At 57.1% G+C, this 17043-nt stretch carries 5 protein-coding genes; all 5 read left to right on the forward strand.

Going from position 1 to position 17043, the window contains the following annotated elements:
* On the forward strand, positions 1–1622 hold a 1622-nt coding region (locus tag CKW30_RS17595; RefSeq protein WP_218192305.1), incomplete at its 5' end, for a hypothetical protein.
* Between the two features lie 192 nt (positions 1623–1814).
* Positions 1815–5024 (forward strand): hypothetical protein, encoded by a 3210-nt coding sequence (locus CKW30_RS27605; RefSeq protein WP_256584358.1) that lies wholly within the window; start codon positions 1815–1817, stop codon positions 5022–5024.
* Positions 5025–5174: 150 nt separating this feature from the next.
* Entirely contained in the window at positions 5175–8819 is a 3645-nt protein-coding gene (locus CKW30_RS17605) for a Tc toxin subunit A (protein WP_095181456.1), read from the forward strand.
* Between the two features lie 65 nt (positions 8820–8884).
* Positions 8885–12982, forward strand: coding sequence for a neuraminidase-like domain-containing protein (locus tag CKW30_RS17610; RefSeq protein WP_056787850.1), 4098 nt, complete (start codon positions 8885–8887; stop codon positions 12980–12982).
* On the forward strand, positions 12975–17036 hold the full coding sequence (locus tag CKW30_RS17615) for an Ig-like domain-containing protein (protein WP_095181457.1): 4062 nt from the start codon (positions 12975–12977) through the stop codon (positions 17034–17036). The genes CKW30_RS17610 and CKW30_RS17615 overlap by 8 nt, the downstream gene beginning before the upstream one ends.
* The last annotated feature ends 7 nt before the right edge of the window (positions 17037–17043 follow it).

Consider the following 17043-nt stretch of genomic DNA (forward strand, 5'->3'; position numbering starts at 1 on the left):
TTCAGCCACGCAGGCCCAATAGCCCATATCTTGAAGCGCCTGAAGTGGAGGTCGTCGGCGGGCGGTGGTCCACCCAGGCTTCGAGCGTTTGGGGACCCTCGTTCGAACGTGAAGTACACATAAAGCAATTTCTCGACGGGCACCAGTCGCCAAACTGGTTTGTCCTCAAAGTCACCATCCCGCCGCAGGCACCTGGCCTGAACGAGCCTGAGGATGACGGACTTTCACCCAGGTTCAGCGGCACGTGCTGGCCGGGTGCAACCGTGAACATTGAGTACAGCGACGAAACCGGCATTGTGCACAAGGGCATCGTCAGTGCTGACACGTGGCAGTTCAGGCGCGACAAAGAGTTTGCCCTGGATATCACACATACCGTCACGGTAACCCAAGTCGCCGCGCAGCAAACTTCGCAGCCGACGTCCACGACCTTCATAGTCAGGAGAGCGATGGTCACGCCAGTGATTACCCAGCCGCCGGACGGCTCGGAAGTCGGTCGTGCTGTAACGGTCGAGGGCACGATGGGTATGGTGGGCGCCACTTTGCAACTGCGCGACAAGCAGTTTGATCGTCCCTTGGGCGATCCGAAAATATTGAGCCAGGATGGCGACTGGTCGATTGACCTGAGCCTCGAGCAATTCAGGCTCTACACCTTTGACGCCCAGCAGACACTGGACGGTCGACCGTCGCTACACAGTGACGAGCATGAATTGACGGTGGTGCTGCTACCGCCAGAATTTCTCCAGCCGATACAACACGGCAAGTTGCCACGAACCGCGTTGCTCAAGGGTACGGGCATGAGGGGCGGGGTTGTCGACGTCTGTCTGCAAGGGCTTGCCGAACCTCTGCTCAGTGATGTCATTGTGGATTGGACGGGCAATTGGCAAGCCGAAGTGACGTTGCCGGTGGGCAGCAAAACGATCTGGGCCCGGCAGAGGTTCATGGATGAAAGCGGCAAACTGCAGGAGTCGAAAGACAGCGAGCCGCTGCACTTTGACATTGTGCCAGCGGCACCCTTCATTGAAACCCCGATCGAGGGCGATGCCATCGGGCAGCAGGTGGTGGTGTGCGGTTTTGGCGTGCCGGGCGATACGGTTACGGTGACGCTGGTAGGTGCCGCGCGTTCCGAGCCGGCAAGCGCCGTCGTGCAGGAAAATCGCACTTGGTCAGTGATGCTCGATGCAAGTCTGCTCGGCGGGGGGCTTTACCGGCTCGAGGCAGTCGCATCTCTGGACGGGTTCGAATCATTTGAAACCCTGCGCTCGGTCATTCTGGGTACTTTCCGACCTGTGCTCGACGGGCCTGCAGCCGGACGCTGGGTCAGTCATCCAGTGCAGTTCAGCGGCAAGGGCCGTCCGGGCGTGGGCGCCATCGTGAGTTGGTACAACCCGGATATTCAGTGGCTGGCTCAGGTACCCGTGGTCGATGAGCACTGGCGCGGGGCGGCGACAAGGGCACTGCCTCTGGCGGGCAACTGGTACCGATTCCGGCAGACGCTGACTGACGCGGCGGATGACGCAACGATGTCCGATTGGGCCGACAGTGCGCGTTTTGAAGTCGAAGCCGCGCGCCTGATCAGCCATGCCGGGCGGCGTTACTCAGGTGTACAAGCTGGTGGACTCTGAGTGATGTGTGGCAACGACGCAAGCTGATGCAGTCGCGTTTAATGGCTGAAGGACGCAAGGATACTAAGGCGTGGAATAGTTACCGCTGGTCGGGACTGTCAGGTTTTACAGGTGTAGCGATGTGAGGCACCGGTATTCAATGAATTTACCTGTTGCATCAATCAGCCACCTTGCCCTTTCTGAGATCCGGCCATGGAACAAGATGATGGTATTAAAGATCCTTCCGACAGCTTGCCCCCGAAACAAGAGGTAGTCTGCGCTGAGGAGATCGGAACGGATGTGACATTTGTAACCCATGAGCTTCACGCGGAAGAAGACGGTAGGTGGGCGCAGCTTCGAGTGAGCTATGCCTACTCCTACGATGGTTCGACATTTACTTGCATCGTGTCAGCGTACAGAGCAAAAGAGAATCGACGTTATGAAGGGAATGTAAAATTCTATCTTTCTTTGGTTAGCGGTGAAGGTGATGTAAGAGAACTGACGGGCAGTGCTCGCCAGACCGGTGAGTGGATTGATCTTGATGAACCCTATCGAGAAACGATTATCGCCAATCAAAGAAACGTAACAGTGGGGTTTGATTATATTTATGATGTGGGTAACGCAAGTGATCCGGTTCTGAAAACCTACAAGGTTGCCAATTATCGGATGCCCATTCCAACCATCAGTGCAATCCGAAACTTCACATCTTCAACTTTCTCTGTCAAGGGCACGGGAGCAATATACCGTTATACTGTTGTCTTGGATGATGGGCGCGGTACGATTGGGGCAGAAGAGGCTTTCTACGATCCTTGGTCAGTGCCCGTCACCGTGGCAGAAAACAAGAATTCTCTAAGTTTTCAAGCATATCAAATGTACGCCGGTAAGGTTTCCGAGCGGACGGCTTATGTAACAGTCTACCGCGCTCGAATTACTTTCCCGGCAGCTAATGCTTTGGTGTTGGCAAAGGATCTGGTTTGTTTCAGAGGTATGGCTGCGCCGGGTACTGTTATCAGAGTGGTTGGGCATTTGGATCATTATGAAAACTGGAGTGAGGTTATTACTGTCGGAAAGTCCGATACGACTTGGGAGGCTCCGGCAATAAAGGTCTCTGGCAGCGGGACGTTCTCGGTTGTCGCCCAACTTAAATCACCCAATATCAATCATTTTTATACCGATGCCATAACTTTCAGAGTCATGGGGCTGCCGTTAATATCCGAGCCACCTGCGGGAACAGTTTATGAACAAGACTTCCTTCTGACAGGAAGCAACGGCTTGGCTGGGGCGCGATTGAGAGCATTTTTTGATCTGACGAATGATCCTGTTCGTGGTTGGGAAGTCGTTAGCAATGCAGACGGGGCGTGGGAGGGGATGATCAAAGTGCCGCCAGGGCCGATCAGCCTGGTCGTCGAACAGGATCTGGATGACGTGTCGTCCGGACGCAGTGCACCACAAGCCTTCAGGATTCGCCCCCCCACTCTGAAACAGCCCAACGTCACCATCTCCGGGACCACGGTGACCTTTGCCGGTAACGGTTATTACGATCGCGATCTCAAATCTGAAATCCAGTTCACCGTCAGCGGGGGCGCGGTGCAAGTTCCCGCGCCTGCAAATGCTGAAGTGATGCCGGGAGGCATCTGGGAAACCGCAGCGCAGTGGCCTTTGGGTACCTACAACGTCTCTGTCATTCAAAAAATTGCCGACAACGCCAGCGGCTGGATCGACTCGCTGCCGCTGACCTTCGAAGTAAAAAATATTCTCCCCGATGTCAGTGATGTGCAATTCACCAACGACTACCAACCGACCTTCAGCGGCAAAGGTTTCAACAGAGCCTTGGTACAGCCACGCAGGCCCAATAGCCCATATCTTGAAGCGCCTGAAGTGGAGGTCGTCGGCGGGCGGTGGTCCACCCAGGCTTCGAGCGTTTGGGGACCCTCGTTCGAACGTGAAGTACACATAAAGCAATTTCTCGACGGGCACCAGTCGCCAAACTGGTTTGTCCTCAAAGTCACCATCCCGCCGCAGGCCCCTGGCCTGAACGAGCCTGAAGATGACGGACTTTCACCCAGGTTCAGCGGCACGTGCTGGCCGGGTGCAACCGTGAACATTGAGTACAGCGACGAAACCGGCATTGTGCACAAGGGCATCGTCAGTGCTGACACGTGGCAGTTCAGGCGCGACAAAGAATTTGCCCTGGATATCACACATACCGTCACGGTGACCCAAGTCGCCGCGCAGCAAACTTCGCAGCCGACGTCCACGACCTTCATAGTCAGGAGAGCGATGGTCACGCCAGTGATTACCCAGCCGCCGGACGGCTCGGAAGTCGGTCGTGCTGTAACGGTCGAGGGCACGATGGGTATGGTGGGCGCCACTTTGCAACTGCGCGACAAGCAGTTTGATCGTCCCTTGGGCGATCCGAAAATATTGAGCCAGGATGGCGACTGGTCGATTGACCTGAGCCTCGAGCAATTCAGGCTCTACACCTTTGACGCCCAGCAGACACTGGACGGTCGACCGTCGCTACACAGTGACGAGCATGAATTGACGGTGGTGCTGCTGCCGCCAGAATTTCTCCAGCCGATACAACACGGCAAGTTGCCACGAACCGCGTTGCTCAAGGGTACGGGCATGAGGGGCGGGGTTGTCGAAGTCTGTCTGCAAGGGCTTGCCGAACCTCTGCTCAGTGATGTCATTGTGGATTGGGCGGGCAATTGGCAAGCCGAAGTGACGTTGCCGGTGGGCAGCAAAACGATCTGGGCCCGGCAAAGTTTCATGGATGAAAGCGGCAAACTACAAGAGTCGAAAGACAGCGAGCCGCTGCACTTTGACATTGTGCCAGCGGCACCCTTCATTGAAACCCCGATCGAGGGCGATGCCATCGGGCAGCAGGTGGTGGTGTGCGGTTTTGGCGTGCCGGGCGATACGGTTACGGTGACGCTGGTAGGTGCCGCGCGTTCCGAGCCGGCAAGCGCCGTCGTGCAGGAAAATCGCACCTGGTCAGTGATGCTCGATGCAAGTCTGCTCGGCGGGGGGCTTTACCGGCTCGAGGCAGTCGCATCTCTGGACGGGTTCGAATCATTTGAAACCCTGCGCTCGGTCATTCTGGGTACTTTCCGACCTGTGCTCGACGGGCCTGCAGCCGGACGTTGGGTCAGTCATCCAGTGCAGTTCAGCGGCAAGGGCCGTCCGGGCGTGGGCGCCATCGTGAGTTGGTACAACCCGGATGTTCAGTGGCTGGCTCAGGTACCCGTGGTCGATGAGCACTGGCGCGGGGCGGCGACAAGGGCACTGCCTCTGGCGGGCAACTGGTACCGATTCCGGCAGACGCTGACTGACGCGGCGGATGACGCAACGATGTCCGATTGGGCCGATAGCGCGCGTTTTGAAGTCGAAGCTGCGCGCTTGCCCCACGCCGACTCCTGAAATCCGGCTTCCGACGAACGGCTATCAAAACTGTCAGAACTGACAGTGGACTTGACGGCGTTCGAAGCGCTCAATCGTACTCACTGAATGTGCAGCCTGACGAAGGACGTCAGGTTGCGCGGGCCAGTTGTCGCCTAAAGGAATCTGATCATGGTTGATTCGCGCCGTCCCGCCCTGCAACTGTTCGATGAGTTGTTCAGCGAGGAACAACGAGCACAGAACGTCGGACTGCAGAACCTCGAGACATACCTGCAAAACGGTGGATCAATTTATCCACTGGTTGAAAGGGGTGTTCAATACATGGTCCAAGAGCATCAGCTCAGCGTTGAGCAAGCGCAACAATATTGGCGCGGCGCCAATAGCATAGCCACGTCTCAGCGGCGCCAATTTATCGAGCAGACGCTGCGGGGCACCAGGCCCGCGCCAAAGCGCAGCTCCAGCGGTTTGTTATCGATCGTGGACGGTCCCAATTATCACGCTCTGATCGGTACCGATTTTTCCGCGTTGTGCCCGCCAGATGCACTGGAGTCCATCTGGTCGCCAGTGGCGTATCTGATCGACTTGTTGCGCTGGGTTCGTGACCGTCTGGAGGGTATCAGAGAGGAAGACGATTTCTCGCTGCATAACCGGCGCACAGATCTCTTGGCACTGAAGGTCGACTTCAATGCGGTTTATCAATCGATCTCTTCTGTGGACATCATCGTTGAGGTGCTGGAGAAATTCATCGCGGCGCGAACGGATATCGAATCCATCGAAGACGCGCTGATCGCAGCCCGCTACCCCAATGGTCTGCCTTATTACCAGCATTGGGTCACAATTGATGGTATCGCGCAGTTTCATGACTTGTCGGTGGGCGACTTCGAGCACCGGGTCGACCTGGCTTATCCCTATTTTCTGCAAGCCAATGCTCGAGGTGCCAATACTGCACAGGGTTTCGCCCATGCCTCGCGGCTTGGCCCTTATCAGCGCCAGTTGCTGACCGAACCGCGTGCGGATTTCGCCCTTCGCGAAGATTTTTTTGCGCACAACTTTGGTACCTATACCGAGATGTATTCGAATCTCAATCAGGTGGAGTTTTTCGGTCAGCGCACCAAGCTCGACAGCCGACAGATCGAGGCTCTTCTGTCGATTGGCGACTTTGCTCCCGTGCGCTCGGCCAATGTGACCTACCCGGATGAAACGCCCAAGCAGCCTGAAAGCGAGCGCTCGGGTTCGGTTTACATCAATGACGGTACTGCGCCGGCGGTGGGTTTCGATCCTGCAACCATGCCTCGCATTCGAATGACGGCAATCCCCGACGAACTCATCGGGTTCAACCGCTATACCCGGATGAATCAGATGGTGCGTCTGGCCAACTGGACAGGATTGCCGTTCGAACAGCTGGACGCAGTGTTGACATCGGTCATCCGGGCAACAGGGCGCGGCAATTCAACGAAAGGTCACAGCAACGAGATGGACATCTCCAGTGGCGCGGTTCATGCGCTTGGGTTGTTCCAGACGTTGCGCGAGCGCTACGAATGCACCGCCGCGGACTTTGCTGTGTTTGTGGGTGAGCTGTCGGTTTATGGCCGCGGTGAAGCGCTCTCGCAATTCGATCAGGTGTTCAATTTTCAAACCGGTTATCGCGAGCCTTTCAAGCTCGACAACGATGAGTTTGCGGTGGCGCCGATACCGGGCGTGGTGGATCTGACGATCAGCCAGCTCTGCAGTGGTCTGGCGATTGATCCGCAGACTTATTACGTGCTGGCGAACGCTGTGGCCAAGGCTCATGGCTTTACCGACAAATTGAAGCGCAACGCAGCGATCATCTCGAGCTTCTACCGTTTGGTGAGGCTGGCCCGGCTGTTGAACATCACTCCGGTTGAAGGCGTGCTGATGCTATCGATCCTGGGCGGCGATGACTGGGTCAATGGCTTGGCCGGTACTCCTGTCATCCACGATGTACCGGACGGTTCACCGGATGCGCTGGAACTGATCGAGGCTATGCAAAGTTGCGTGCAGTGGTGCGCGCAAAACAATCTGCCGGTGTTGTGGGTGTTGCAGCATGCGGTCGCTGCGCCAGCGGCTCAGGATCCATCCGAACAGGATGAGCAGTTTTTCGAGCAGGTTCGCAATTTGCTGCCGACTGCACAGTTGTCCAATAGTACGTTTCTCATGGCTGGCGTTCCGGCAGCCGGGGCCGCGGACTGGATCGAATTTCTCGCGACATCCGCCGACAGCCTGGGGCCGATAACCGACGGGCATGGTTTGATCCTGCCTCCGGAGGGAAGCGCTGAGATGTATCTGGCCTCCGTCCATAAAAAAATCGCCTGGGCGGTCGACAGCGCCTTGGGTGAGATCGAGCCAGCGTTGCGGCAGAGCATCATCGACAGCATGGTCAGCGCGTTTTTACAGATGCGCGATGCGCAGACTTCGCTGGTCAAGGAGACGCTGGCGGCATACGCCGGCGTTGGCGTGGATCAGGCATTGCCGGTCCTGAACTGGGCAGACGTCACGGTGCATCAGTTACTGCTGCATGTGCTGGAGCAAGCGGATGCGGGGAGCGAAGGGGGCGGCCGAACTCGCCCCCGAGTTGCCGACACATCATTCGATCTACTGGCTGAAGTTCGCCGGCGCAGTGAGGTGGTGTCGACACTGGGGTTAAGCGCGGCGCTGTTGCAGGATTATCTGGATAGCGGCTACAAGGACTGGCTGGTTCAGGACGACAAGCATGCGTTGACGGTGCGCACGCTTTATTACCTGACCATGCTCACTCGCGCTTTTGCCCTCGCCTCAGCCTCGAGCGGCCAACCGCCACAGAAGCTGTTGGACTACCTGCGCCAGGTCAACGCATTGCCGGATGTCACCGGAGATGCGAGATGGCTGGCACAACAGGCGGCGGCGATCAAACTGGCCGATTTTTTTGGCTGGAGCGTTCAGGAAGTGCGCGAATGTGTGAGCCGCATCGATCCCGACCTGAAGGTGTTGAAAAACCTTCCCCAGCTCGATTTGTTGATGCGCGTGCTGGCGCTGTCCACCGAGAGCGGCATGGATGCGTTAACGATTTTTCTCATTGGTAATCTGCCCGAAACCGTCGACAAAAAATCCTATGCCGATGCCGCCGAACATGCCCTGCTCGGCGAGTCCGATACTCGTGCCCCGATCGTGCATGTTCCAGGCGACGTCAAAGGGCTGGTCACAATCACGTGCGAAGTGGTGGATGACAGCACCGTCGTGGCTAACAAGCCAGACGAAAAAGTCACTTATAAAGTGACCCTCAAAGACGCCAATGGAAAGTCGCTGAGTGGCGTCAATGTTTATTGGCGCGCCACATTGGGCACCATTGAATACAAGGCGACGGGAACGGACGGGACACTTTTGGCCGAGTTTATCCCCGGCAAGGTCATGGGCCGCGACACGCCAATGCTTTGGTTGGACTTGTTCGAGCCGCAATACGCCCCTCCCATAGAAATAACTGCCGACTTCACTACGTTGTCGTTCCCTATTGCAGAACTTTCACCTACGCCTTTGGAAACAGTGAAATACGGTCATGAAGTAGAACTGTATGCGGTGCTGGAGGACGACTACGGAAACCGCGGACAAAACTCGCTCGTGGAGTGGTTCGGCAAGAGCGTTCCGCCCGCGAAGATGGATGCCGTCACTATTCGGCCGGCGCAGGGGTTCACTGATCAGCAGGGGCTTACCCGGGTTTTTGTCTCAAGCAAGACGGGCGGCACATTCGTGTTCAGCGTTCGCTCTCAGTCTGGGGAAAGCGAAAGAATATTCCCCCATGCCATTACCTTTGCCAGGGAGTAGCGGCAGGGCGTTGCATACCGCCTGGCGAACGTTTTTCCCCGGGCCATATTCCAAGGAGCAAGATCATGGCACTGAGTAATATTGGCGGGCTGCTGGAAAAACGTCGCTCGGCACTTCTTGAGTACTGCATCGGTCAAGTGGCCAATGATAAATACCCTTTTCTGAAAACACCTGAAGACTTGTTTGAATTGCTGCGCATGGATCCTCTGGATACTTATCAGGTCAAGAGTTCCAGAGTTGCCGAAGCGATAAGTTGTGTGCAGCAGTACATCCATGCGGTGTATCGAAAGCTGGAACCAGGATTCCGGGATCACGAGTTCGACAAGCGTCATCTGCGCGAATGGGAGATTTTCAGCAATTATCCCGACTGGACCGTGCCCCACCAGATTTCATGCTATGCGGAAAACTTCATCGTTCCATCGGTGCGATTGCGCAAAACCAGTCTGTTCAAGAATCTGGAAAACAACCTGAACCAGGCCCGTCTGGACAAAGATACCGTGCAGGCGGCGCTGCAGGATTATTTGCAGGCATTCGAACAAGTCTGCGATCTCGATGTGATCAGCTGTTTCATGGACGGCGTGACACCGGCCAAAGCTGATTACTACTTTCTGGGGCGGCAGCGGGTGCAGCCGTTTCAGTATTTCTGGCGCAAGGCCGAGATCGAACTGGGCGCAACCAGCGTTTCGGTCAATCCGGCGGTCTGGAGTGAATGGCAGGCCGTGGAAATCCCGACCGCCGATCAGGTGCTGGATATCCGCCCGGTGTTCTGGAATGGCCGGTTGTGTGTGGTCTGGGCCGAATGGCGCGACGCGGTAGTCGCGAGTGCAGCGGAGTCGCTCAGCCCGAGCAAACTGGTGATCAATCTGGCATTCATGAAGCAGAACGGGCAGTGGTCTGCGCCGTTGTGTGTGCACAGTTCAGAACACAAGGACGAGGGTTTGGCGAGCTCCAGACTGATTGCGACGGTGCAGGTCGATTATCTGAATCCGAAGGGCAAGTTGGGGATTTTACTGACGGGCAACCTATCTTCGCCATCCGGCAGTCTGCGAGTGCATGGTGTCTACGACGTTCTGATGCGCCCCCTTCTGGACGGTGGCGCATGGCTGGATCTGGCGCTTGAGGAGCGATTTGTCAGCAACGATACGGTTCAGCACCCACTGAACAGTCAGGTGACTGTTGTCACTCGCATACAGACCCATGGTTCCCTGACGCCCTATCTCGACCTGCACGTTATGGCAACGCGCGCGGATGACAAAGATGTGCTGACGGTGCAGGGTTTTTGCAGCCCCACGGGCCTGGACAGCGCTCGGTTGAAAATGGAGCTGCAAATTGCAGGTCTGCCTTCTGATAGTGACCCGCCGCCGATCCTCGAAGAACAGGATGCAGGCGGGGGCTGGGTAACTCAGTCGTGGACTTCCTCGCGGACGAAAGGCACCTGGCCCACGCCAGTCATTTTTTCATTCGCCTCTCCCACTTCCCCGACAGGACAGAAAGAGTTCGACCTGACGATTGTCGATCTCATGGATTTCGTCCCGCCAGCTCTGCACAAGAACAGTACCGACGGGGCACAGTTTCTTTCATTCAATCAAACTGGACTGGCGTTGAAATTCATTCGGCTCAATTCCTTGTTTGGCTCGGAACTGGTGAGATGCTCGAATATTTCCGTGGACGCCGTGCTGGACTGGTCCAACCAGTTCATTCGCGAACCGTCGCCGATCGGCGCAGAGTTCGTTGAACCACCCAATGGTGCCTTCGACGGTGCCAATGGTCTGAACTTCTGGGAGCTGTTTTTTCACCTGCCGCATTTGATTGCCACCCGGTTGCGCGACGAAGAACGCTTTCAGGAAGCGCAGAGCTGGCTGCATTACGTATTCGATCCACAGGCCACCGCAGATCCGGCCAATCCGCCGGTTCCGATCGCGAACCCGAAACCGGCGTATTGGCGTTGCCGGCCTCTGGATATCGCAACAGCGCCGGGCAATCCAGGGTGGGAAATCCAGAATCCCCTCGATCCGGATGCCATTGGCTATGCCGCACCCGCACATTTTCAGATCCTGATGTTCACCGACTACGTAGAAAACCTGATGGCGTGGGGCGATTGGTATTACCGACAATTGACCCGTGACAGTCTGGTGGCCGCCAAGCTTTGCTATGTCCAGGCCGGGTTTCTGATGGGCAAGGCGCCCACCGCCGACACAGCGACTCATTGGCAGACCGACACCGTGGAAAACCTCTTGGACAATTGCGAATCGCGACCCCTGCTTGAAGCGCTTGAAAAAACGCTGGATTTCAACCTGGCAGATTACCCGATCGCTTCCGACACCCCGCCGATCCTGGGTTTGTTGGCCTGCGAACCTTTTAGAATTCCGATCAATCAATCGCTGCTCGACCTGTTCGCAAAGCCGCAGCAACGCCTTGATAACCTGCGCAACAATCTCACGATCGATGGCAAACCGCTGGACGTGTTGCTGTTCAGCCCGATGACCGATCCCAGGCAATTGCTCCGCGATCTGGCCGCTGGTAGCGCGGCCGGGCCCAGACCGATGGGCGGGCGCCTGGTGGTCAATGCGTATCGCTGGCGGGTCACGTTCGAAGTCGCGTTGCGCGGAGTACAGAGCCTGCGGGATTTCGGCAGTCTGGTGCTGCGTCTGCTCGAGCAACGCGACCGTGCCGAGCAGGAAGAATCGCAGCAGAACCATTTGCTTGAGCTGGGTCGCTATGCCGAAACGGTACAGGAACAATCCATCGCCCAATTGGAGGCGAATGTCACAGCGCTGAAGCAGAGTCGGGCAATGGCGCAGGACCGGGCCGACGCCTATGCAATGCGTTACAGCGAAAACGTTTCGCCGATCGAGTATCAGGTCATGGCCAGTCTGCAGCAGTCGAAGACATCAGCACTGCAGGCCAAAGTTGTCAGGGTGGCAGGGGGCGTCATCGCGGCGTTGCCAAAAATCTATGGTACTTCCAACGGTGGCTTCAAACCCGAACACACTTTCGATGCGGTGGCTTTCGGCCTGGAGGTTTCTTCGTCACTGCTGCAAATCGACGCCGATCGACAGGCCACCACTGAAGGTTATCGCCGTCGCCGCAGTGAGTGGGCGCTGCAACGCGATCAGGCGCTGGCGGAGGTGGGCGCAATCGATGCGCAGATCGAAGCGCAAAGCCATGCGGTCAGCGCGGCGAGGTCCAGCCTTGAACAGACGCTCAGGGCTAACAGCCAAGCGTTGACCATGTACAACTTCCTTAAAAAACGCGCGAGCAATGCCGAGCTGTTCGGCTGGATGCTTGGCCAGCTCAAGGCTCTGCACTATCAGGCGTACGACGCAGTCGTCAGCCTGTGCCTCAGTGCTCAGGCTTCACTGGCTGCCGAAACCGGGGATTATGATGCCCCCGTCCCTTTGCCTCAGGCCTGGCTCGATCACCGTTATGGTCTGGGCTCGGGTGAACAACTGCATATGTACCTGCTGGACCAGGAGCGCAGGCGCTTGCAAAGCTACGAGCGGCGGCCGGAACTGATCAAAACCATTTCCTTGCAGCAGTTGTACGACGACAGAATCGAGCCTCAAGAGGGCATAGCCAGCTGGGCAGATGCACACGCGCAATTGATGGCAACAGGTGTGTTGGAGTTCAGACTGACCCAGTTGTTGTTCGACCGTGATCATCCTGGCCATTTCTGCCGGCAGATCAGTTCGGTGGAAGTCGATCTGCCTGTGCTGGCCGGTCCCTACGAGGATGTGCGGGCAACGTTGCAGCAGATCAGTAGCGTGACCGCGACCCGACCGACCACACAGTCTGTGCAGTATTTGCATAACCCCACCGCAATCGCACCTGGCGATCTGCTGTTCAACCTGCGCAGCGGTCAGCAGATCGTTTTGTCGGTCGGGCTTGGCGATAATGGCCAGACCCACCAGAAACCCGACGAAGGATTGCTCAACCCGTTTGAATACACGGGTGCCGTTTCCCATTGGCGGCTGAGTTTTCCTCGCCCGCTTAATCAGCCGCAAGCTGCAATGCTCAAATCCTTGACCAATATCATTCTTCGCGTGCGGTACTCCATCAAGGCCGGCGAGCCGACGTACGTCCAAAAGGTCACAGACCTGGTGACCGAGGCTGAAAACACCTACCTGGCGCGCCAACGTAACGGAGCCAGCGATCATGAATGAGCCCGTTGTGCAAAAAAATGAAAGCCTGCTGCTCAATGGTGACTTCAATGATCGGCTCAAAGAGTGGCGTACCAGCGGTAGGGTTGGCCTGGCGAGCGAGTTTTATGATGGCGAGTTAGTCAATTTCATGGAGGTCGGTGTCGGGGCTTCGGCCACACAGGAAGTCAAAGCTCCCAAAACCCCCGGTGCACAAGCCGGTTACGAACTGACGTTTTTATGTGAACTGCGGCCCGGCGTTTCATGGTCGGGCGAATCGGGCTGGTTGCACATCCGCAAGCGCGGTGAAGTGTTGATGAGCATCGAGCTCACGGCGCAAGAAGGTCGGAATCCGGAGCTCGAAAACGCCCGACCGCTGGCGGGACAGCCGCTTGAATTCAAGCCGCGCGCGTATCAACGGTCGCTGGATCAATTGGAATTCGTGAGCGATGACGCATTGAGCTTCGAGGTCAGCGGTGTCCCTGACAACACGGGCGACAATCGTTCGGCAATCTGCATCACTCGAATCGACCTGCAACTGAAGCTTGAACCGCTGCAACTGCAGACGGTGCGACTGGATAGCGAAGATCTGCCACCAGGCCAGACGTTATACCTTTGCCTGGGCGCTTCCCTTGGCGATGACCCGGACGACTCTCTGTTCATTCCCCACGGCCTGTCTTTTATTCCGGCAGACGGCAGCGCCTGGCTGGATACGAATATCGCATTGATCATTCACGGCAACCCGATGGAGTCAGTCAAGGCGACCCCCGACTGGGGCGCCTATCAACCGCTATTGTCGCAGTGGTCGCTCGATTGCCCGGATATGGGGGAGGAAAAGGCTCATGACTTCACGATAAGTCTGGTGAACCAGTACAACGCCGAGCCTTACACGATTGACGTATCGTTGGGGCATCACCGATTAGCGCTTCGCGAAGTACAGAGCGCGGCTTATTACCCTGTCCTGGATTGTGCGCAAAGCGTCCGTTTGGGTGTGCAGGTTCTCTCGTACTACACCGGCCAGGCGATTGATGGCCGGGAAGTCAGGTGGACGACTGCCGGGCAAGGTGTGCTGGGCACCGGCACTACCGATGAACAAGGCTTGGTCTACTTCGATTTCGTTCCTGAGCAAGCAGGCGATTTCATTCTCACAGCTTCGGTCGACAGTCCTTATTACCCAAGTGGCGAGGTGACTCTCGAGTTTTCGGTCACGGTGCTGGCGACCGATCCCTGGATCGACTTGCGTTGCGTTGTCGAAGGGCAGGTAACCCAGTGGAGCGCGACCGGTTATCCCAATCGCGGCACTGATTACCCCTTCATTGTGCGCTTGCCCGCCGACAGCCCTTTGCTGGCGACTGATCTATCGCTGCACTGGAGCGGCGTCGGGCATGAAGAGCTGAAGGTCACGGTCAACCCGCCACTCCAGCAACCGGTCGCTTTCGATGGGGACGATAGTCTCTGGACGCTGGCCTGCGAGGACTGGCTGGACGGTCGCTTCGAACTGTCATTGGTCTGCTCGAAGCTGTTACTGCCATCGCCGCGTAAACCCATGTCGCTGGCGCGCAACAAGGTCAGGATCGCTGACACGCGCGGCCCGAATATTACACCGGTCGTCGAGGACTCCGAAAAGACGTTGATGCGGGTGCAGGTGGTGCATGTCACTGACAAAGGTGCCGGTGAGCCAGTGATTGATGCAATCGTCGACTGGCAAACCCCCGAGGGCATTGTCGAGTCTCGTACCGGCAGTGGGGGCTGGGCCAGCCTGTATTACCGACCGTTGACGGCTTTGAGCAACGAGACGATTACCGCCAGTGTGAGTGCCTACGAAGGCGGACCGGCAGATGAACACTCATTTTCGGTCACGGCGTTTGCACGAGACGAATGGAAGGACAAGGTCAGCATCACGTTTGATGCCGTTCCGATTGCCCATGACGGAATCGCATGCAAGCGCGGCCAGAGGCATATCCTGACGGTCCGGGCATTAGCGGGCAGCCCGTTGATTGGCGAGGCAATTACGCTCGGATGGCGGAACGAAAATCCAGAGAACGGTCTGGCGGTGAGCGACCTTGACGTACCGAGAATATTGCGCGAAGGGGAAGATTTGAGTTGGTTGTTCAGCTCTGATCGTATCGAAAGTACCAGCAGTATTTTCGAGGTGAGTTTGCGCACCGACATTCTCACGAACAAGGATTTTTCTTGCCGACTGTTATCACCTGACCTCCATGAAGAAATGACCGTGGTCCTGGATCAGATGACCGATCTCAGGGGCCAGCCACTCTTTCCGTGTATCGGCGCTGTACATCGCTATATCTTCCGCACCAATGCGCTAAGCCCTTTAGTGGGTATTGCCATGGATCTGGTATGGAGTGGAAGCCCGGCGGCAGAGCTCGGAATCGAATTGAGTCCACCCCGCGGAAGCGAAAATTTGGTGGATGACAGCGGGTTTATCTGGACGCTGGACTGTTCAAAAAGTACCAAACCCGGTGTCTTCGCACTTCGGTTCGTTATCGATACCCATGGTTTCAGCGACATCAATACGATGACCCTGGGCCACAATAAAATCACTATCGAAGACGCCCGTGCATCTGCGGTGGATCCGGTCATTGGGCACGATCCTGCGTGGATGTGGCTGAAGGTACGCTCCCCTTATCGTCCCGACCTCGCTCTGGATCAAGTGCCTGTTCAATGGACAGGCGACGGCAGCACCGAAGAGCACAGGACGGCTGCCGACGGCTGGAGTGGTTTTCCCTTTGCGCCATCCACCGCAGGTGAGCATGTGGTGACAGCGGCGGTTATCAGCCCTTATGACCGTTTTGAAGAGCGCCGAACCATGAAGGTTCTAGCGCTGGAAGGGGATCCCTGGGCCGGATTTGAATACAGTTTCGACTCCCAACCGTTTCAGCCACTGGGTCAAAGCGCTGAGTTCCCTCGGCGCAAGGGGCAGCACCAATTGCGCGTGAGTGCCCCGGCGGGCAGCGCGTTGTTTGACCAGCACCTGACACTGGGCATGACCGGCACCGGGCCGGCGGAATTGGGCATGCGCTTCGAGGAGCCACGTCTGGGTGACCCCAGGCTTTTCTCGAGCGCTGGAATGACCTATCGGTTCAACGCGGGCGACCTCAAGGACGGGCGTTTCGGCCTGCGCTTTTCCTCGGCGCGGTTGGCCAGGCTTTCTCCGGTTATTGCAATGTCGCTGGGGCAAGGCGCGCAGGTGGTAAAAATTGCGGATCGTTCGCGCAGCAGTCAGACGCTGTTTTGGGGCGAGGCTGTATCTGAGCAGATCACCATTGTGTCGGGCATCAGTGGCAGACCAATGGTGGGGATGAAGGTTGTCTGGTGCAGTCCGGACCTTGGTGAGGTGACCACCACTACCAACTTCTACGGTGAAGCGCGGATACGGTTTGTGCCGACAACACCGGGTGCGGCGCAACTGACCGTTACGGTGGGCGATGCGCTGTATTCGGAATCGATTTCTTTACCGTTTGTTCTGCACGAGCCCCGGGAGATCAAGGAACTGATCAGCGCTGATCCGAGCGGGTATCCGGGGCAGGTGATGACCGCGCAAGTCCTGGTCGTTTCAGCCAGTACCGCGCAACCCTTGGCCAATGTCGAAGTGATGTGGGAGTACGACCGCACCTCGCTGCCGACAACCCTGACGGATGCCGAGGGCAAGGCAACGGCGCGCATTGTCTTGGGAGGAGCAGGCGAGGCTGCATTGCGGGCGTCGGTAAAGGGTGGTTTGGCTGGCTGGGTGGTAAAAACGCTCTGGTTGACCGTCACTGAGTGTCCAGCAGCGGTGGAATCCGTTGTTGCGTCGCCTAATCCGGTTCCCTTGCAGACCTACGTCTCCATGACCGCGCTGATTGTGGCCAAGGAGGGGCGAGAGCCCATGCCCAGACGGAAAATCCTTGTTTCCACTAATGGAGCACCGTTCACTGAGTCGTTTACCGATCACAAAGGGCGATACCAGGCTCACTGGCGGCCGATGAACCTTACGGAGCAGATTTCGCTGGTCGTCAAAGTAGAAAACAGCGACGGCACTTCGGACAGCGGCGCTGTGTATGTTGCAGTCACCAACTGATCGAATC

It is taken from the genome of Pseudomonas sp. Irchel 3F6 (assembly GCF_900187595.1).
GTDB classification, from domain to species: Bacteria; Pseudomonadota; Gammaproteobacteria; order Pseudomonadales; family Pseudomonadaceae; genus Aquipseudomonas; species Aquipseudomonas siliginis.